Below are 20,450 nucleotides of genomic sequence, written 5' to 3'. Positions count from 1 at the left end.
AGTTATGGTTGCGGTACGAAGTGCACATTTGAATCCGGCGGGTGAGTTTGCTCTCGACGACTGGATCGCCAGCTTGGGGCTTCCTAATCCGCAGTCAGGTGAGCGATTGGCCGAAACCTGGCGTTACTGTGAGCAACAGACGCAAAACCATCCTGATGCCTCGTTATTGTTGTGGCGCGGTCTTGAAATGGTTGAGATTCTTTCCACTCTGAGCATGGATAACGACAGTATGCGCGCGGCGCTACTGTTCCCGCTGGTGGATGCCAATGTGGTGGATGAAACCACCCTGACTGAGCAATTTGGCAAGGGTATCACCTATCTGGTGCATGGCGTGCGTGACATGGACGCTATCCGCCAATTAAAAGCGACTCACAACGACTCCATGAGCTCTGAGCAAGTGGATAACGTGCGCCGTATGCTGCTGGCGATGGTGGAAGATTTTCGCTGCGTGGTCATCAAACTGGCTGAGCGTATTGCTCATTTGCGTGAAGTGAAAGATGCACCGGAAGACGAACGCGTGCTGGCGGCCAAAGAGTGTTCCAATATTTATGCCCCGCTGGCTAACCGCTTGGGTATTGGCCAGATTAAGTGGGAGTTGGAAGACTTCTGCTTCCGCTATCTGCATCCCGATGAATATAAACAAATTGCTAAATTGCTTCATGAGCGTCGTATTGATCGTGAACAATTCATTGATGATTTTGTCGCTTCATTGCACAAAGCAATGGCGGATGAAGGTATCAAAGCTGATATTTATGGCCGACCAAAGCATATCTACAGTATTTGGCGCAAGATGCAGAAAAAGTCGTTGGCCTTCGATGAGTTATTCGATGTGCGCGCTGTGCGAGTGGTCGTCGAGCGTTTGCAGGACTGCTATGCCGCATTGGGGATTGTGCATACTCATTTCCGTCATTTGCCTGATGAGTTTGATGATTACGTCGCTAACCCTAAACCCAATGGCTATCAGTCAATTCATACTGTAGTCCTCGGGCCGCGTGGGAAAACGCTGGAGATTCAGATTCGTACCCGCCAGATGCATGAAGATGCTGAATTGGGGGTTGCCGCCCACTGGAAGTACAAAGAAGGTGCTGTGGCGGCGGGGCGTTCTGGCTATGAAGGGCGCATTGCCTGGTTACGTAAGCTGATTGCCTGGCAGGAAGAGATGGCAGATTCTGGCGAGATGCTGGATGAAGTGCGCAGTCAGGTATTTGACGATCGGGTCTATGTGTTTACCCCGAAAGGCGATGTTATTGATTTACCTGCCGGTTCTACCCCACTCGACTTTGCTTATCATATTCACAGTGATGTGGGGCACCGCTGCATAGGTGCTAAAATCAGTGGCCGAATTGTGCCGTTTACCTATCAGTTACAGATGGGTGATCAGATTGAAATTATCACCCAGAAGCAACCCAACCCAAGCCGTGACTGGCTGAATCCTAACCTCGGTTATGTCACTACCAGTCGTGGGCGATCCAAGATCCATAACTGGTTTAGAAAACAAGATAGAGACAAGAATATTCTTGCTGGCCGGCAGATGCTGGACAACGAATTGGAACATATGGATATCAGCCTAAAAGAGGCTGAGAAGCTGCTAGTTCCGCGCTATAACATGAATTCGATGGATGAAGTGTTGGCGGCCATTGGCGGTGGTGATATTCGTCTGAATCAGATGGTCAACTTCCTGCAAGGCAAGCTGAACAAGCCAACAGCGGAAGAGGCTGATTTAGAGGCATTGCGCCATCTGAATAATAAGCATCAGCCACCACCACGCAACGCTAGCAAAGACAGCGGGCGCATTGTGGTCGAAGGTGTTGGCAATCTGATGCACCATATTGCCCGTTGCTGCCAACCGATTCCCGGTGATGAGATTATTGGTTTTATTACCCAGGGGCGGGGGATATCCATTCATCGTGCTGATTGTGAACAACTGGCTGAATTGCAGTCTCATGCACCAGAGCGGATTGTTGATGCGGTTTGGGGTGAAAGCTACTCCAGTGGCTATTCATTAGTAGTGCGGGTGACCGCCAATGATCGCAGTGGCTTGTTACGTGATATCACCACCATACTGGCGAACGAAAAGGTCAATGTATTAGGGGTTGCCAGCCGCAGCGATACTAAAAAGATGCTCGCTACCATCGATATGGATATCGAGATTTACAACTTGCAGGTGCTGGGCAGGGTGTTAGCCAAGCTGAATCAGTTGCCGGATGTGATAGATGCCCGTCGGCTCCACGGCAATTAAGTTTTTGATCTGGACGGCTACTGCGCTTTGGCATATTGATATTGGGCAGTGCTCGCCCTCCTCACGTACTGCGTGTACGCTCCGGGGGCTGTGCGCTGGCCGCAATCAATCTGCCTGCGCTCGCTACGCCTCGAATTTTAAACAGCAAAAAAGTGAATAAATTGAGATGACCCAGCCAGTAACTACCCCTGATATCACCGCCTTAGCTCTGCAACGTTTGTTGGATATTATGCGTACCTTGCGTGACCCGGAGCACGGCTGTCCGTGGGATCGTAAACAGACGTTTGACACCATCGCTCCCTATACATTAGAAGAAACCTATGAGGTGCTTGACGCGATTCAGCGCAAGGATTTTGATGATTTACGTGATGAACTGGGCGATTTGCTGTTTCAGGTGGTGTTTTATGCCCAAATGGGGCAGGAACAGGGGTTGTTTGCGTTTGATGATGTTTGTCATGCCATCAGCGACAAACTGGAGCGTCGTCACCCGCATGTATTCCCTAATGCTGCGCTAAACGCCACTGACGTAGCGATTGGCAGTGAAGCGGCGCTGGCGGGTTGGGAATCGCGTAAAGCCGAGGAAAGAGCGGAGAAAGCCCTGTATTCGGCACTGGATGATATTCCCGATGCACTACCAGCATTGATGAAAGCCCATAAAATCCAAAAGCGCTGCGCAGTGGTTGGTTTTGATTGGGACACACTTGGTCCGGTTTTGGACAAAGTCTATGAAGAGATCGATGAAGTGATGTTCGAAGCTCGCCAAGCGGTGGTGGATGAAGAAAAACTGGGGGAAGAAATTGGCGATTTGCTGTTTGCTACGGTTAACTTATCTCGTCATTTAGGCCATAAAGCTGAAAATGCCTTACAGGCAGCTAACCGCAAGTTTGAACGTCGTTTTCGTCAGGTAGAACAAATAGTTATGGCATCAGGGAAGAGCATGGAGAGCGCGACGCTGGAAGAAATGGAAGCCGCCTGGCAGCAAGTTAAAAAGCAAGAAACTGAAATTTAAGGTGTTTTAATTCATTTGGCGGATGGTTGTTGGATTTTAATTACGTTAATATATTGAATTATAACGGATAGCAAGACGATGTTCCGTGCGGTTTTGGTAGCGAAAATGGCCACTGGCGCGGAGATAGTTTGTAGCGAAACCAAGGTTCGAGTATACTACTTTCCCGTCTTGGTTCTTCCATCGTCTTTAAACCTAAACTCTCAGGTTCAGCATGACAACTAATTATATTTTTGTGACCGGCGGGGTCGTATCCTCTCTGGGTAAAGGCATTGCCGCAGCCTCTCTGGCGGCTATACTTGAAGCCCGTGGCCTCAACGTTACCATCATGAAACTGGACCCGTACATCAACGTGGATCCGGGCACCATGAGCCCGACTCAACACGGGGAAGTTTTCGTCACCGAAGATGGTGCTGAAACCGATCTGGATTTAGGGCATTACGAGCGTTTCATTCGCACCAAAATGACCCGTCGTAACAACTTCACCACTGGCCGTATCTATTCTGAAGTTCTGCGTAAAGAACGCCGTGGCGACTATCTGGGTGCGACTATCCAGGTTATCCCTCATATTACCAATGCTATCAAAGAGCGCATCATCGAAGGCGGCGAAGGCCACGATGTGGTTTTGGTTGAAATTGGTGGCACCGTGGGCGATATCGAATCCTTGCCATTCCTGGAAGCTATTCGCCAGATGGCAGTTGATGTTGGCCGCGAGCACACGCTTTATATGCATCTGACGTTGGTTCCTTACCTGGCAGCTGCCGGTGAAGTGAAAACTAAGCCAACGCAACATTCGGTAAAAGAGCTACTTTCCATAGGTATTCAGCCAGATGTGCTGATATGCCGTTCTGATCGCGCAGTTCCTGCTAATGAACGGGCCAAAATTGCCTTGTTCTGTAATGTGCCAGAAAAAGCGGTTATCTCCCTAAAAGATGTTGATTCCATTTATAAAATCCCAGGGCTATTGAAATCACAGGGCCTTGACGATTATATTTGTAAACGATTCAGCTTAACTTGTCCTGAAGCAAATCTTGCTGAATGGGAACAGGTATTATACGAAGAGTCGAATCCAGGTGGCGAAGTGACCATCGGGATGATCGGTAAATACGTAGAATTGCCGGATGCTTATAAATCTGTGATTGAAGCACTCAAACACGGTGGGCTGAAAAATCGCCTGACTGTGAACATCAAGCTGATTGATTCGCAAGATGTTGAGACACGCGGCGAAGAGATGCTGAAAGGACTGGATGCTATTCTGATCCCAGGTGGCTTTGGTTACCGTGGTGTGGAAGGCAAGGTTCTGGCAGCGCGTTATGCCCGTGAACACAATATTCCTTATCTGGGTATTTGCCTGGGTATGCAAGTTGCACTGATGGAGTTTGCCCGCAACGTAGCGGGGATGGAAAACGCAAACTCCACCGAATTTGTGCCAGACTGTAAGTATCCGGTGGTTGCATTAATCACCGAATGGCGTGATGAAGACGGCAACGTTGAAGTACGCACGGAAGAGAGCGATTTGGGCGGTACCATGCGGGTGGGTGGGCAACAATGTCACCTGACCGAAGGTAGCCTGGTACGTCAGATGTATGGCGAACCTACCATCGTTGAGCGCCATCGTCATCGCTATGAAGTAAACAACATGTTGTTGAAGCAGATTGAATCCGCCGGGTTACGTGTAGCAGGGCGTTCTGCGGATAACAAACTGGTGGAAATTATTGAGTTACCAAACCACCCGTGGTTTGTAGCTTGTCAGTTCCATCCAGAATTTACTTCGACGCCACGTGATGGTCACCCGTTGTTCGCCGGCTTTGTTAAAGCGGCTGGTGATTATCAGAAGCGCCAGGTGAAATAAAATATTTGGTAGAAGGGGCGGCAGCGATGTCGCCCCCTCTGTCTGGAGTTTTAGTTTAACTTGTACTGAGGAAAATCTAATGTCCAAAATCGTTAAAGTCATCGGTCGCGAAATCATCGACTCCCGTGGTAACCCAACTGTAGAAGCTGAAGTTCATCTGGAAGGCGGTTTTGTTGGTTTGGCTGCGGCACCATCAGGTGCTTCTACCGGTTCCCGTGAAGCACTGGAACTGCGTGACGGTGACAAATCCCGTTTCCTGGGCAAAGGCGTTCTGAAAGCCGTTGCAGCAGTAAATGGCCCAATTGCTCAGGCAGTTATGGGTAAAGATGCTAAAGACCAGGCTAACATCGATAAAATCATGATCGATCTGGATGGTACTGAGAACAAATCCCAGTTTGGTGCTAACGCCATCCTGGCTGTTTCTCTGGCAGCAGCGAAAGCAGCAGCAGCGTCTAAAGGCATGCCTTTGTACGAGCACATTGCTGAACTGAACGGCACCCCAGGCAAATTCTCTATGCCACTGCCTATGATGAACATCATCAACGGCGGCGAACATGCTGATAACAACGTTGATATTCAAGAGTTTATGATTCAGCCAGTAGGCGCGAAAACTCTGAAAGAAGCGGTTCGCATCGGTTCAGAAGTGTTCCATACTTTGGCTAAAGTTCTGAAGTCTAAAGGCATGAGCACTGCGGTAGGCGACGAAGGCGGTTATGCACCAAATCTGGGTTCTAACGCCGAAGCACTGGCTGTTATCGCTGAAGCGGTAAAACAAGCAGGCTACGTGTTGGGCAAAGACGTTACTCTGGCTATGGACTGTGCGGCATCTGAGTTCTACAAAGATGGCAAATATGTTCTGGCTGGCGAAGGCAACAAAGCGTTCACTTCTGAAGAGTTCACTCACTTCCTGGAAGACCTGACCAAACAGTACCCAATCGTCTCCATCGAAGATGGCTTGGACGAATCTGACTGGGCTGGCTTCAAATACCAGACCGAAGTTCTGGGCGACAAAATTCAGCTGGTTGGTGACGACCTGTTTGTAACCAACACCAAGATCCTGAAAGAAGGTATCGAGAAAGGTGTTGCTAACTCTATCTTGATCAAATTCAACCAGATCGGTTCTCTGACCGAAACTCTGGCTGCTATCAAGATGGCGAAAGATGCAGGTTACACCGCGGTTATCTCTCACCGTTCAGGCGAAACCGAAGATGCTACCATTGCCGACCTGGCAGTAGGTACCGCAGCAGGCCAAATCAAAACTGGTTCAATGAGCCGTTCTGACCGTGTTGCTAAATACAACCAGCTTATTCGGATTGAGGAAGCGCTGGGTGACCGCGCACCATTCAACGGTCTGAAAGAAGTGAAAGGCCAGTAATTACTGCGCGTTACCTTCAGTAAAACAGTTTGTTGATAAAGCCCGCCTTAATAGGCGGGTTTTTTTATGGGATATGGCGGGGCAAGCTTCGGTAATATGCTGGCCGTGAGCTGTCATTGTTACAAATTAGCCTGTTATTACCACTTACTTACCTCTGCGGGATTAATCTGAATCTCACCCACCCCACACATCGGCTTCACATCTCTTACACCGCTGCCGTGCAGATAATTCATCACCCGTTATCATTAATGTGTACCCGAATGATTCGACAATAATGCATAAAGGAAGATAACGGATGAAACTGAAATACTTAATGTTGCCAGCGATGCTTTTTACCAGCAGTGTGCTGGCTGCAGGCGTTACTGTGACCATGAACGAAGCACTCCCTGAAGGTAATGGTAAAGCTCTGGGCACGGTGACAGTGACTGAAACACCTTATGGTTTATTGTTCACGCCCAATTTGACCGGGCTGGTGGCGGGGATTCATGGATTCCATCTGCATGAAAACCCAAGTTGTGCACCAGGGCAGAAAGACGGCAAACCCGTGCCAGCCCTTGCTGCTGGCGGCCATTTTGATCCACAAAAAACTGCCGTACACCTTGGCCCTTATAATGACAAAGGGCATCTAGGGGATTTGCCGGGACTGGTTGTGAATGCTGATGGCAGCGCGACTTATCAGGTATTGGCTCCACGGCTGAAATCACTCTCTGAACTGAAGCAGCATGCCCTGATGATCCATGCCGGTGGCGACAACTATGCCGATCATCCAATGCCGTTAGGCGGTGGTGGTGCGCGCATGGCTTGTGGCGTGATTGAGTAATACTCTGATACAGACAAACTGGCAGCATAAGCGTTGCCAGTTTGGTCACAGTCAGAGAATCTGCGATAATCGCCGATTGGCTTGAATGAATATAGAGAAACTGATGCTGTACCCGATTAATGAGATGTTCCAAACCTTGCAAGGCGAGGGTTACTTCACCGGTGTACCGGCGATCTTTGTGCGTTTGCAGGGCTGCCCGGTAGGTTGTAGCTGGTGCGATACCAAACACACTTGGGAAAAGGAAGCCGATCGGGAAGTTGATATGCAGCGTATTATGGTGAAAACTGCCGAAAGTGATGCCTGGGGGGAAGCCAGCGCACAGCAGCTATTAGATATTTTCTCTCAGCAGGGATATACCGCACGCCACGTTGTCATCACTGGTGGAGAACCCGCTATTTACGACTTGTTCCCCTTAACCTCATTGTTGGAGCAGGCCGGTTATAGCTGCCAGATTGAAACCAGCGGCACGCATGATGTGCGGTGTTCAGCGACGACCTGGGTGACGGTTTCGCCAAAAGTGAATATGCGCGGTGGCCTGAAAGTATTGCCTCAGGCATTGCAACGCGCCGATGAAATCAAACATCCGGTTGGCCGCATGCGTGATATCGAGGCATTAGAGGCACTGCTTGCCACGCTGGATGACGACAAAAAGCGGATTATTGCGCTACAACCCATCAGCCAGAAAGACGACGCCACTAAGCTCTGTATCGAAATTTGTATTGCCAAGAATTGGCGGTTGTCGATGCAGACGCATAAGTATTTAAATATCGCTTAATCCCCTTCGTCCTTGCCGCCGCAGCCGTGTTGCGGCGCTCATTTACCCAAATCACTTACTCATGTAAGCTCATTGGGATTCATTCACTTGCTGTCTTGCTGCAACATTAATGACTTTGGGGATCCTCTTCGTCCTTGCCGCCGCAGCCGTGTTGCGGCGCTCATTACTCGGCCCGTCCATGGGCCTCGCCTCTGTGAGGCCGCTGCAAGCAGCGTTCAAATCTGCTCCCGACAGATTTGTCACCCAAATCACTTACTCATGTAAGCTCATTGGGATTATGAGCCTTATAACAGGCTCACCCTGCGGGCCAGCGCATGCTGCCTTGCTGCAACATCAATGACTTTGGGGATCGATTTATTCGCCGCGATAAACGCAGCCCGCAGAACAGGTCTCTTTCACCATTACTGCGCTCAGTTCTGGTAACTGCGGTTTAAGCTGTTGCCAAATCCAACTGGCCAGTACTTCACTGGTTGGGTTTTCCAAACCGGGAATATCATTCAGATAGTAGTGATCCAGTCGTTCCCAAATAGGTTTAAATGCCGTTTTCAGATCAGCAAAATCCATCACCCAGCCGGAGTGAGCATCGACTTCACCGGTAACCTCGATACGGACCATAAATGAATGACCGTGCAAACGGCCACACTTATGACCTTCCGCAACATGGGGCAGCCGGTGAGCGGCTTCAAATTGAAAATCTTTAAATAGGGTGGTGCTCATAGTCCTGACCTTATTGACTCAAAAAACCGCCGCATAGTACCGGAAAGCACCTCTGCTGGCTATGAAAGCGCACAACGGGGAGCGCTTCTTGGCCCCTGCCAATCCAGTCTTTTACCCGTAGCCTACTGATTTATATGTAGACGTAGTAAATTAATAGCTTGATATGGGTTAGTGAAAATTTTCTTAATAAGTTGAACACTTTAACTCATATCCATTACCTGAAAAACCGCTTAGTCGTTTTGGTTATTTATTATTTCTATCGCTTCTTTAATTGTTATTATCGGGATGGTTAACCTTACAAACATTAAGAAATATGTGCTGAAAATAGATCGACTGACACTGGCTAAAGCTTAAGGGAATGCGTACTGCAATGACGACTCAGGTTCCTCCTACTTCTTTACTTCCGCTATCGCCGGAGCAGTTAGCCCGCTTACAGGCGGCGGTTGGTGAGTTTTCCCCAACCCAAATGGCATGGTTGTCCGGTTATTTCTGGGGCATGGTTAATCAACAGCCAGGTGTGGCTGCAACCCCAGCGGCAGTGGCTCCGCCAGCGCTGACGATTACCCTTATTTCTGCCTCTCAGACAGGTAATGCACGCCGCTTGGCGGAACAGCTACGTGATGACCTTCTGGCGGCTAAACTTAATGTCAATTTGGTCAATGCGGGTGATTATAAGTTTAAGCAAATTGCACAAGAACGCCTATTAATTATCGTTGCCTCCACTCAGGGCGAAGGTGAACCCGCGGAAGAAGCGGTTGCATTGCACAAATACTTATTCTCTAAAAAAGCGCCTAAGTTGCCGGAAACCGCCTTTGCTGTGTTTGGATTAGGGGACACCTCTTACGAGCACTTTTGCCAAGCAGGTAAAGATTTCGACAGCAAATTGGCGGAACTTGGTGCTCAGCGCTTATTGGATCGTGTCGATGCGGATGTGGAATATCAGGAATCGGCACAGCAGTGGCGTCAGCAGATCGTTGCAGTGTTACAGGCTCGGGTGCCGGCACAATCGGCAACTGCGGCGGCGGTAACGCAAAGTGGTGTCGTGGATGAAATAACGTCCAGCCCATACAGCAAAACGGCACCACTGACCGCGCAATTATCGGTACAGCAGAAAGTGACAGGCCGTAACTCCGAAAAAGATGTCCGCCACATTGAAATAGATTTAGCCGATTCAGGTCTGCGTTACCAACCCGGTGATGCACTGGGGGTCTGGTTTGATAATGACCCGGCCCTGGTAGACGAGCTACTCGCTCTGTTGTGGCTTAAAGGCGACGAACAGGTCAGTGTCGACGGGCAGAATCTGCCACTGGCACAGGCATTGCGCAGCCATTTTGAACTGACACAAAATACGACGCTGATCGTTGATAAGTATGCGGCACTTTCCCGTGATGAGAAGCTGATTGCGCTGCTGGCAGATAAACCGGCGCTGCAACAATATGCCAAAAATATCCCGATCGTTGATATGGTTAGACAAGCCCCGTCTGATCTCAATGCTGATCAGTTGATTGCGCTGTTACGGCCACTGACGCCGCGTTTGTACTCCATTGCTTCCTCACAGGCTGAGACTGAAAACGAAGTACATATCACTGTGGGTGTGGTGCGCTATGACATTGATGGGCGACCACGTACTGGAGGGGCGTCAGGGTATTTGGCTGATCGGCTGGAAGTGGAGGGTGATATTCGTGTCTTTATCGAACATAACGATAACTTCCGCCTGCCTGCTAACCCGGAAACGCCAGTTATCATGATTGGCCCCGGTACCGGTATTGCACCTTTCCGCGCCTTTATGCAACAGCGTGAGGCCGATGGTGCGAGTGGCAAGAATTGGTTGTTCTTTGGCAACCCTCATTTCACCGAGGATTTCCTCTATCAGGTTGAATGGCAGCGCTATGTTAAAGACGGCTTGCTGACCCGCATTGATCTGGCTTGGTCGCGCGATCAGGCCCATAAAATATACGTACAAGACAAACTGCGTGCACAGGGCGCAGAACTGTGGAACTGGATACAACAAGGTGCCCACATTTACGTCTGTGGCGATGCTAACCGCATGGCCAAAGACGTTGAGCAGGTTTTACTGGACGTGGTGGCTCTGCACGGTGCAATGGATACCGAGCAGGCTGATGAATATTTAAGTGAGCTGCGCCTGGCGCGCCGTTATCAGCGGGATGTGTACTGATGAATGAAAAACACCCAGGACCATTAGTCGTTACTGGAAAACTGTCTGATGGCGAACGTATGAAGTCGGAAAGCAATTTCCTGCGTGGGACCATTGCCAAAGACTTGAATGACGGTCTAACGGGTGGTTTCAATGGCGACAACTTCCTGTTAATCCGCTTCCACGGTATGTACCAGCAGGATGACCGTGATATCCGCGCCGAACGCGCCGAGCAGAAGCTGGAACCACGTCATGCCATGATGCTACGTTGCCGCTTGCCGGGGGGGATTATTACCCCACAGCAATGGTTGGGAATTGATAAGTTTGCGGCGGATAACACCTTATACGGCAGTATCCGTATCACCAATCGCCAGACATTCCAGTTCCATGGCATTCTGAAAGGTAATGTTAAACCGGCCCATCAGTTGCTTAATCAATTGGGGCTGGATGCGTTGGCGACGGCAAACGATGTAAACCGTAATGTACTGTGTACGTCGAACCCGGTGGAATCGGTGCTACATCAGGAAGCCTACGAATGGGCGAAAAAGATTTCTGAGCATTTGCTGCCGCGTACTCGCGCTTATGCCGAAATTTGGTTGGATGCGGAAAAAGTGGCGACCACCGATGAGGAGCCGATTCTCGGCGCGACCTATTTACCGCGTAAATTTAAAACCACAGTTGTTATTCCGCCGCAAAATGATGTGGATCTACACGCCAACGATCTCAACTTTGTGGCTGTCGCTGATAAAGGCAAACTGATTGGTTTTAACGTGTTAGTAGGCGGTGGGTTATCCATTGCTCATGGTGATAAGAATACCTATCCCCGTAAAGCGAGTGAATTTGGTTACATTCCGCTGCAACACACGCTGGCTATCGCTGAAGCGGTTGTTACCACGCAGCGGGATTGGGGCAATCGTACTGATCGCAAAAATGCTAAAACCAAATATACGTTGGAGCGAGTAGGGGTAGAAACGTTCAAAGCGGAAGTTGAAAAGCGCGCAGGCGTCAGTTTCGGGGCTATTAAACCTTATCAATTTACTGGTCGTGGCGATCGTATTGGCTGGGTCAAAGGGATCGATAAAAAATGGCATTTAACCCTGTTTATCGAAAATGGCCGTTTGCTAGATTATCCTGGCCGTAGCCTGAAAACCGGTGTGGCAGAAATTGCTAAAATCCATCAGGGTGATTTCCGCTTAACTGCGAATCAGAACCTGATTGTGGCAGGGGTGCCGGAAAAAGATAAAGCCCGTATTGAGGCGCTGGCCCGTGAGCATGGCTTGATGGATGACAGTGTCAGCCCGCAGCGTGAGAACTCCATGGCGTGTGTTTCATTCCCAACCTGCCCATTGGCTATGGCAGAAGCTGAACGCTTCCTGCCAGAGTTTGTTACCCGTATTGAAGGTATTTTGCAGCAACACGGTTTGCCCAATGAACATATTGTGATGCGAGTTACTGGCTGCCCGAACGGCTGTGGCCGTGCTTTACTGGCAGAAGTAGGGCTGGTGGGTAAAGCCGTTGGTCGTTATAACCTGCATCTGGGTGGCAACCGGGAAGGCACTCGGATACCGCGGATGTATCGTGAAAACATCACCGAAGATGAAATTCTGTCAATTACCGATCAGTTGGTTGGGCGCTGGGCAAAAGAGCGCCATGCTGATGAAGGTTTCGGTGACTTTGTGATTCGCGTTGGTGTGATTGCTCCAGTGATTGATTCAGCCCGTGATTTTTATGACGTACAGGAGGCGGTGTGAGCCAATTTAACTTGAGTGAACTTAATGCCCTGCCGAAAGCAGAACAAGCGGCGGCACTGGCACTGGTTAACGGTCAACTTGAGCATTTAACCGCGCAAGAACGGGTGAGCTGGGCATTGGAAAATCTACCGGGCGAGTTTGTACTTTCTTCCAGCTTTGGTATTCAGGCCGCCGTTTGTTTGCATCTTGTTACGCGGCAACGTTCTGATATTCCAGTAATTATTACTGATACCGGTTACCTATTCCCAGAAACTTATCAGTTTATTGATGACTTGACTGAGAAGCTTCAACTTAACTTACAGGTATTTCGTGCCCCTCATAGCTCGGCTTGGCAGGAAGCCCGTTACGGTAAATTGTGGGAGCAAGGAGTCGAGGGTATTGAACGTTACAATGACCTGAACAAAGTGGAACCCATGAATCGGGCGTTGGAAACGCTGGGGGCTCAAACGTGGTTTGCTGGTCTTCGCCGTGAACAATCAGGCAGCCGGGCGCAGCTACCGGTGTTAGCCATTCAGCGCGGTGTCTTCAAGTTGCTACCGATTATCGATTGGGACAATCGGCAGATTTACCAATATCTGACTCAAAATGGCCTGAGCTATCACCCTCTTTGGGAACAGGGTTATTTATCGGTCGGGGATACTCACACCACCCGTAAATGGGAACCGGGAATGAGCGAAGAGGAAACTCGCTTCTTTGGTTTGAAACGCGAATGCGGCCTGCATGAAGGCTGAGGCTAATATCAACGCTATTTATAGCCCTGTGAGTGTTACAGCTCAGTGAGTGAAAAGTAGACCGCCCCCGATGGGCGCTCCGGCGATTGATGCGTAACGGCTACACCCAACCGCACGTTCTCCCTTTATTTGAATTTGTCTGTGGTCTGAGGGCGCTGCCTGCGCCCTCATTTTCATTATCTATTAGCTGATGATTCTCTCACGTGCCAATTCAGCCAGAAATTGGCTACGGTTCTTATAACCCCGGTGTGTGGCGATAAACTTATCAATGGCGGTCAGCAGATTTTGCGACATAGTCAGATTGAATTTGACTGCCTTACTTTCATATTTGGCCGGATCAATCTCAACAAACCCCAAAATCCCCCCTTCTTCTTTTAACCGGGGATCCCCAATGTAACGTTGTGGATCTTTCGGGGGCGTGGGTAATGGAAAACCTTCATCCATCAGTGCTTCAATATGAACAGCAAAGGCTTCTTCGGCATTTTTACTGATATCGGCAAAGGTATTGCCAGCAAAGAAACAACCGTCAAGATCGGGAAAATATCCATCGAATCCTTCAGTGGTACTGAAAATAAAAATAGGGTAGATCATGGTTAACTCCCTAAGCGTTTATACCCGCCATCATTCAAACCGTATGTGTGGAGGCGGCTCCCAGCGATTTATCGCCCTGGTGACTTCACACCTTCCAGCAACTTGAATGATTTAGGGTATGCGGCTTTGTTTAAATCAATTTAATTCCGGCAATCTGCTGAGCCTGCCGCAGAACACCTTTGGATGTATCCTTGCGCGGATGGGGCAGCGTAATGATCTTGCGTACACCCGGTTTGCACATCGTGACATGGCTACCGCCATTGGTTTTTTTACAACCCCTGATTTGCCAGCCCGTATCCTGCAATCGCTTTATTAATTCGCCACTCTCCATGTGACCTCCTGGTGAGTCGCTGGTGGGTATCATACCTACCAGCGAGATTGAGTCAATTAATTATGGGTGCCATACCCACCAAGAGTTATACGTGAAAAGCACGAAAAAGGGCGATCATAATGATCACCCTGACGTTGAATTTATTGGTTTTTATCGGTGTTTTGCGCGAAGTTACGCAAAGCCCATATTATTTTTTATCGGCAGCGAGCGCTTGTATCAGGGGCAACAATATTTTCACACTATCGTGTGAACGTTTACTAATACGACCCGGTAAGTACTTATCCAGATAATTTAAGTTATCTAGCTGGCTTTGATGACGGGTTATACCTTGAGGAAAGTGGCTACTGATGGCCCGTTGCTGACAACCCTCTTTGTTACCCAGGCTGTAGTTGCTTGCTTCGACAGACAACACCGGTAATCCGGCGCTATAGAAGATATTTTTATCCGCCCTACAGGGGGAGCTAATCTGGTTTTTAACTGTGGCGGCAGTAATGCCATACCGACGTGCCAACGCAAGTGCTTGATCCCTTGCAGCAATGGCTGTGGGCTGGTTACTGGCATTAAAATAGAGCCGGTCACCGGTTATCAGACTATCTAAGTTGATCACTAGCAGTGTGTTGGCTTTCTCCGTTTTACTCATTCGTTGCAGATAGTTCTCGGCACCTTGTGCACCTATCTCCTCGGCGCTGAGTGCCACAAAACGCAAATCATAGCGCAATGGTGTGTCTTTCAGATGTTCAGCCAGTTCCAGCATAACGCCGACCCCTGCCGCATTGTCATCGACCCCTTGTAGCGTCAGCCCACCCAGATTCTTATCTAAATCTTTATCACTTTGCGGTGTGTAGGTATCAAAGTGCGCCATGATAATTATCTGTTTCTGGTCATCCGCTTTGCCAGTCACCTGCTTTTTATCGAGAGTTGTCATGTTGCGAGCGGCAATCACCGAGGTGGCAGTCAGTGTGTGCCAGCTTGGTTTACCGTTTTTACTGGTATACAGATAACGGGTATTAAAACCCCGCAGGTTGCTTTGATAACCCATTTGCTGAAAACGGTGGTTGATATACTCAGCAGCCAGTAATTCTGCCGGGCTACCCGCCATACGGCCGGGAAAGTAGGTGCTGATATGGCGGATTTGTTGTTCAGCGATTCGACCAACGGCCTGAGTCGTAGCGGCATGCAACGGTAAGACGGTACTGAAACACAGGGTGAATAGTGCCCACTTTAGGCGACGGCGGGAAAACATACCGAAATATCCTTGTTATAGTCTGGGCCATGCCTCGCAGCATGGACAATACAGCTCTTTCCGGTGCTTAGTATGAAACTGTCTACACCAATAGACAATTTGTATACTTCCTAAAGTGTAGAAATTTTATGTCAGTAAGTAAGAAAATCGCCCTGAGTGCGAATTGGCTAACTTAGCTGCAAGCCATGCTGTTACGCCTATATATCATTATGGAACTTGTAATTACTTTTCGTCATTTCATAAGGCCATGCCCCCCCCCTATAGTCACCCTACGCTTTATCATGTAATTGAAGGACGTTGTGGACTATCTACCTCTATTTGCCGACTTGAAACAGCGCCCAGTATTGGTTGTTGGCGGCGGCGAAGTCGCTGCGCGAAAAATTGAATTACTCCACCGCGCGGGTGCACAGGTGAGGGTAGTGGCACAGACTCTTTCATCTGAACTGGAACAACAGCATCAGGATGGCCGCATTAACTGGCTGGCAAAGGTTTTCTTGCCGGAACAGTTGGATGATGTTTTTTTGGTGATTGCCGCCACGAACGATACCGTGCTGAATGCCGCTGTTTTTACTGCTGCGGATCAGCGACATCTTTTGGCTAACGTGGTTGATGACCAACCCCGCTGCTCGTTTATCTTCCCGTCGATTGTCGATCGCTCCCCTCTGGTGGTGGCTATCTCCTCTGCCGGTCAAGCTCCGGTGCTGGCGCGTTTACTACGTGAGAAGTTAGAGGCCCTGCTACCGGCCAGCCTGAGTGATATGGCCGCCGTTGCCGGGCGCTGGCGTGGTCGGGTTAAACAGCATATCGCCTCGATGGGAGAGCGCCGTCGCTTTTGGGAAAATGCGTTTAGTGGCCGCTTTGCGAGTCTGATTAGCCGTGGTCAGTTAGCCCAAGCCGAAGAGGAATTACAACGAGAGCTGGAGGGGCAGCGCAGCACTCAGGGTGAGGTTGCTTTGGTGGGGGCGGGGCCTGGTTGTGCAGGTTTGCTGACATTACGTGGTCTGCAAGTGATTCAGCAGGCTGATGTGGTGTTATATGACCATTTAGTCAGCCCGGAAGTGTTGGATCTGGTACGGCGTGACGCTGAACGTATCTGTGTCGGCAAACGGGCAGGAGCACACTCGGTAGCACAGGAAGAAACCAATCAATTACTTGTCTCGCTGGCGCAGCAGGGGAAACGGGTAGTGCGGCTGAAAGGCGGTGATCCGTTTATCTTTGGCCGTGGTGGTGAAGAGCTGCAAATGGTGGCGCGTGCGGGCATCGCGTTTCAGGTGGTGCCGGGAGTGACGGCGGCAAGTGGGGCGACAGCCTATGCGGGTATCCCCCTGACGCATCGTGACTATGCTCAGAGCGTAACCTTTATTACCGGGCATTGCCGCGCCGATGGCGATGATTTGGATTGGCAGGCACTGGCTCGAGGCCGCCAAACTTTGGCGATTTATATGGGAACAGTGAAAGCCGCCGAGATTAGCCGTCAGCTCATAGCCCATGGTCGGGCAAGCACCACCCCTGTAGCGGTAATTGGCCGGGGAACCCGTGCTGACCAACAAGTTCTGACGGGCACACTGGCCCAACTGGAATCATTAGCACATCAGGCACCGACCCCAGCACTGCTGGTTATCGGTGAAGTGGTGGATTTACATCACCAAATCGCCTGGTTTGGGCAACAACCACAGACTGAACAGGCTATCAGCCCGTCAGTCGTGAATTTGGCATAAAGGATCTGTTATGGACGAAAAACGACTCACTCATTTGCGGCAATTGGAGGCGGAGAGTATCCATATCATCCGTGAAGTGGCCGCTGAATTCGGTAATCCGGTGATGCTCTATTCTATCGGTAAGGATTCCTCTGTGATGCTGCATTTGGCGCGCAAGGCATTCTTCCCCGGTAATTTGCCATTCCCGTTATTGCATGTGGATACCGGTTGGAAATTTCGCGAGATGTATGAATTTCGCGACCGTACCGCTAAAGCATTTGGCTGCGAGCTACTGGTCCACCGCAACCCGGAAGGGGTAGCGATGGGCATTAACCCGTTTGTTCACGGCAGCGCCAAACACACTGATATCATGAAAACCGAAGGCTTGAAGCAAGCGCTGAACAAATACGGTTTTGATGCTGCATTTGGTGGCGCCCGGCGTGACGAAGAGAAATCCCGCGCCAAAGAGCGTATTTATTCGTTCCGTGACCGCTTCCATCGCTGGGATCCAAAAAATCAGCGCCCGGAACTGTGGCACAACTACAACGGCCAAATTAACAAAGGCGAAAGTATCCGCGTGTTCCCGCTGTCCAACTGGACTGAGCTGGATATTTGGCAATATATCTTCTTGGAAAAAATCGACATTGTTCCACTGTATCTGGCAAAGCCTCGTCCGGTGGTTGAGCGTGATGGCATGTTACTGATGGTGGATGACGACCGAATTGATTTACAACCGGGTGAAGTCATTACTCAGAAGATGGTGCGTTTTCGCACCTTGGGCTGTTGGCCATTGACTGGCGCGGTAGAGTCCGAGGCTGAAACTTTACCTGCCATCATCGAAGAGATGCTTATCTCTACTACCAGTGAACGCCAGGGTCGAATGATCGACCGTGACCAATCCGGCTCGATGGAGCTTAAAAAGCGTCAGGGATATTTCTGAGGAGCGCCCAATGAGCACGAAATTACAAGATCAGCCCGTTGTTGATGAGCTGCCAGTTTCAGAGAACAAATCGATGATTTTACAAAACACCTCTATCGCCCAGCAGATTGCCAACGAGGGGGGAGTAGAAGCTTACCTGCATGCCCAACAGCATAAAACGATGTTGCGTTTTCTGACCTGCGGCAGTGTGGATGACGGTAAGAGCACCCTGATTGGGCGTTTACTGCATGATACCCGCCAAATCTATGAAGATCAGTTATCAACGCTGCACACTGACAGTAAACGTATTGGCACTCAGGGTGAAAAATTGGATTTGGCGTTATTGGTTGATGGCTTGCAGGCCGAGCGTGAGCAGGGCATCACCATTGATGTGGCTTATCGCTATTTCTCAACCGAGAAACGCAAATTTATCATCGCAGATACGCCTGGGCATGAGCAATACACCCGCAATATGGCGACCGGGGCTTCTACCTGCGATCTGGCGATTTTGTTGATCGATGCCCGCAAAGGGGTGTTGGATCAAACTCGCCGTCACAGCTTTATCGCTACATTGCTGGGGATCCGCCATTTGGTAGTGGCGGTGAATAAGATGGATTTGGTGGAATATCAGGAAAGCGTTTTCGAACAATTTAAAGAAGATTACCTGAGTTTTGCCGAGCAATTACCCACGGATCTCGACATCAAGTTTGTCCCTCTATCTGCGCTGGATGGCGATAATGTGGCATCACCGAGCGAGAAAATGAATTGGTATTCCGGCCCGACACTACTGGAAGTGCTGGAAAGTGTTGATGTGGTCAATGCCAGCCGGCAGCAGCCGCTGCGCTTCCCGGTGCAGTATGTTAACCGGCCAAACCTGGATTTTCGTGGTTATTCTGGCACCTTGTCTGCCGGTGTGGTGCGCGTTGGGCAGAGAGTAAAAGTGCTGCCGTCCGGTGTGGAATCAAGTGTGGCGCGCATTGTTACTTTTGATGGTGACTTGGAGCAAGCCATCCCTGGCGAAGCCATAACCTTGGTGCTGACTGATGAAGTGGATATCAGCCGTGGCGATTTATTGGTTGATGCCAGTGAAACCTTAACAGCGGCGCAAAATGCGCTGGTGGATGTGGTGTGGATGGCGGAACAGCCGTTAGTGGCTGGACAAAGTTATGACATCAAAGTAGCGGGGAAAAAGACCCGTGCGCGGGTGGAAAATATTCAATATCAGGTGGAAATCAACTCATTGACCCAGCGGGTAGTTGACAGCCTGCCGCTTAATGGTATTGGTTTGGTTGAACTGGCATTTGATGAACCGCTGGTGCTCGACAGCTATCAACGCAACCGGGATACCGGTGGCATGATCTTTATTGATCGGCTGACTAATGTCACTGTTGGTGCGGGGTTAATCCGCGAAACGCTGGCGTCGGTTTATCAGGAAAATACTGAATTCAGTACGTTTGAGCTAGAACTGAATGCTTTGGTTCGCCGCCATTTCCCACACTGGGGCGCGCGTGATCTGTTAGGGGGTAAATAACTTGTACGCCGATCCGTTGAAAACGCATGATGTTAATGAATCGGGCGCTCTGCCAGCTGATGAGAATATCATCTGGCATCCCCATGCGGTGACCCGAGAGGATCGGGAGCAACAGCATGGGCACCAAGGGGTGGTGCTGTGGTTTACCGGTTTATCTGGCTCAGGGAAATCTACCCTTGCCGGTGCGCTGGAACAGGCACTGTTTGCTCGCGGTGTTAGCACTTATTTACTGGATGGCGACAATGTGCGCCATGGTTTATGCCGTGATTTGGGTTTTTCTGATACTGACCGGCGCGAGAATATTCGTCGCGTCGGGGAGGTGGCCAAACTGATGGTAGATGCCGGATTGGTGGTGCTGACGGCGTTTATCTCACCTCATCGGGCTGAGCGGGAAATGGTGCGCGATATGTTGGCATCAGGCCAGTTTATTGAGGTATTTGTCGATACACCGTTGGCTATTTGTGAGGCCCGTGACCCTAAAGGTTTGTACAAAAAAGCCCGTGCTGGCGAGCTGAAAAATTTTACTGGCATCGACTCTATTTATGAATCACCCGAACACGCTGATATTCATTTGCCGGGTGAACAATTAGTAACAAATTTGATTGAACAATTGTTAGACGTACTGCGTGGTCGAGCTATTATCAAATCCTAAATGATATCCTTTGTACTTGAAGCTACAGGGCCGTTAGCTGCACGCATTCACCCGAATCACTTGAC

General features: G+C 49.8%; 17 protein-coding genes. 13 read left to right on the top strand and 4 right to left on the bottom strand.

The features are described from left to right. Nucleotides 1–4: 4 nt before the first annotated feature. The 6 genes from relA (at nucleotide 5) to queE (ending at nucleotide 8,067) form a co-directional block, all read left to right on the top strand. On the top strand, nucleotides 5–2,239 hold the full coding sequence (gene relA / locus V1953_RS17285; protein WP_083160425.1) for a GTP diphosphokinase: 2,235 nt from the start codon (nucleotides 5–7) through the stop codon (nucleotides 2,237–2,239). Nucleotides 2,240–2,405: 166 nt separating this feature from the next. Further along, entirely contained in the window at nucleotides 2,406–3,248 is an 843-nt protein-coding gene (gene mazG, locus V1953_RS17280; RefSeq protein ID WP_083160423.1) for a nucleoside triphosphate pyrophosphohydrolase, read from the top strand. A gap of 211 nt (nucleotides 3,249–3,459) precedes the next feature. Then, a complete protein-coding gene (gene pyrG, locus V1953_RS17275) occupies nucleotides 3,460–5,097 on the top strand; it encodes a glutamine hydrolyzing CTP synthase (protein WP_083160421.1) in 1,638 nt (545 codons plus the stop codon). A 79-nt stretch (nucleotides 5,098–5,176) separates the two neighbouring features. Beyond that, nucleotides 5,177–6,472, top strand: a complete 1,296-nt coding sequence (eno, locus tag V1953_RS17270) for a phosphopyruvate hydratase (protein WP_050086475.1) — start codon at nucleotides 5,177–5,179, stop codon at nucleotides 6,470–6,472. A 295-nt stretch (nucleotides 6,473–6,767) separates the two neighbouring features. Further along, complete coding sequence (sodC, locus tag V1953_RS17265; protein ID WP_083160419.1) at nucleotides 6,768–7,292, top strand: superoxide dismutase family protein; 525 nt, start codon at nucleotides 6,768–6,770, stop codon at nucleotides 7,290–7,292. 103 nt (nucleotides 7,293–7,395) lie between these two features. Continuing rightward, entirely contained in the window at nucleotides 7,396–8,067 is a 672-nt protein-coding gene (queE, locus tag V1953_RS17260) for a 7-carboxy-7-deazaguanine synthase QueE (RefSeq protein ID WP_372569853.1), read from the top strand. 354 nt (nucleotides 8,068–8,421) lie between these two features. Here queE and queD read toward each other — a convergent pair whose 3' ends face one another. Continuing rightward, a complete protein-coding gene (queD, locus tag V1953_RS17255; RefSeq protein WP_442851154.1) occupies nucleotides 8,422–8,784 on the bottom strand; it encodes a 6-carboxytetrahydropterin synthase QueD in 363 nt (120 codons plus the stop codon). A gap of 370 nt (nucleotides 8,785–9,154) precedes the next feature. On the opposite strand from queD, the gene cysJ reads away from it, so the two are divergent. The 3 genes from cysJ to V1953_RS17240 are packed head-to-tail and all read left to right on the top strand — an operon-like array spanning nucleotide 9,155 to nucleotide 13,421. Then, complete coding sequence (cysJ, locus tag V1953_RS17250) at nucleotides 9,155–10,960, top strand: NADPH-dependent assimilatory sulfite reductase flavoprotein subunit (RefSeq protein ID WP_442851337.1); 1,806 nt, start codon at nucleotides 9,155–9,157, stop codon at nucleotides 10,958–10,960. Continuing rightward, complete coding sequence (gene cysI, locus V1953_RS17245; protein ID WP_372568701.1) at nucleotides 10,960–12,690, top strand: assimilatory sulfite reductase (NADPH) hemoprotein subunit; 1,731 nt, start codon at nucleotides 10,960–10,962, stop codon at nucleotides 12,688–12,690. The genes cysJ and cysI overlap by 1 nt, the downstream gene beginning before the upstream one ends. Further along, nucleotides 12,687–13,421, top strand: a complete 735-nt coding sequence (locus V1953_RS17240) for a phosphoadenylyl-sulfate reductase (protein WP_083160409.1) — start codon at nucleotides 12,687–12,689, stop codon at nucleotides 13,419–13,421. The genes cysI and V1953_RS17240 overlap by 4 nt, the downstream gene beginning before the upstream one ends. Nucleotides 13,422–13,604: 183 nt before the next feature. Here the strand turns inward: V1953_RS17240 and V1953_RS17235 are convergent, their stop codons facing one another. The 3 genes from V1953_RS17235 to V1953_RS17225 all read right to left on the bottom strand — a co-directional run bounded on the left by V1953_RS17235 (nucleotide 13,605) and on the right by V1953_RS17225 (nucleotide 15,586). After that, entirely contained in the window at nucleotides 13,605–14,012 is a 408-nt protein-coding gene (locus V1953_RS17235; protein ID WP_005181621.1) for a type II toxin-antitoxin system HicB family antitoxin, read from the bottom strand. A gap of 130 nt (nucleotides 14,013–14,142) precedes the next feature. Continuing rightward, nucleotides 14,143–14,343: a type II toxin-antitoxin system HicA family toxin gene (locus V1953_RS17230; RefSeq protein WP_005181624.1), complete on the bottom strand. Its 201-nt coding sequence runs from the start codon at nucleotides 14,341–14,343 to the stop codon at nucleotides 14,143–14,145. 187 nt (nucleotides 14,344–14,530) lie between these two features. Further along, nucleotides 14,531–15,586, bottom strand: coding sequence for an aminopeptidase (locus tag V1953_RS17225; protein WP_372568703.1), 1,056 nt, complete (start codon nucleotides 15,584–15,586; stop codon nucleotides 14,531–14,533). A 299-nt stretch (nucleotides 15,587–15,885) separates the two neighbouring features. Here V1953_RS17225 and cysG point away from each other — a divergent pair, with 299 nt between their 5' ends. From cysG to cysC, 4 genes are read left to right on the top strand one after another with little or no spacing between them, the layout of a single operon-like run. Next, nucleotides 15,886–17,304 (top strand): siroheme synthase CysG, encoded by a 1,419-nt coding sequence (gene cysG / locus V1953_RS17220; RefSeq protein ID WP_372568704.1) that lies wholly within the window; start codon nucleotides 15,886–15,888, stop codon nucleotides 17,302–17,304. A gap of 10 nt (nucleotides 17,305–17,314) precedes the next feature. Continuing rightward, nucleotides 17,315–18,223, top strand: coding sequence for a sulfate adenylyltransferase subunit CysD (gene cysD / locus V1953_RS17215; protein WP_004706274.1), 909 nt, complete (start codon nucleotides 17,315–17,317; stop codon nucleotides 18,221–18,223). A gap of 10 nt (nucleotides 18,224–18,233) precedes the next feature. Further along, on the top strand, nucleotides 18,234–19,733 hold the full coding sequence (gene cysN, locus V1953_RS17210; RefSeq protein WP_193784722.1) for a sulfate adenylyltransferase subunit CysN: 1,500 nt from the start codon (nucleotides 18,234–18,236) through the stop codon (nucleotides 19,731–19,733). Between the two features lies 1 nt (nucleotide 19,734). After that, complete coding sequence (gene cysC / locus V1953_RS17205; RefSeq protein ID WP_372568705.1) at nucleotides 19,735–20,385, top strand: adenylyl-sulfate kinase; 651 nt, start codon at nucleotides 19,735–19,737, stop codon at nucleotides 20,383–20,385. Nucleotides 20,386–20,450: the final 65 nt, after the last annotated feature.

The organism is Yersinia sp. 2541 StPb PI, assembly GCF_052217145.1.
In the GTDB taxonomy this organism is placed as follows: Bacteria; Pseudomonadota; Gammaproteobacteria; order Enterobacterales; family Enterobacteriaceae; genus Yersinia; species Yersinia enterocolitica_E.
The sequence above is the reverse complement of the archived record's forward strand: the minus strand, read 5'-3'. Positions and strand labels throughout refer to the sequence as shown.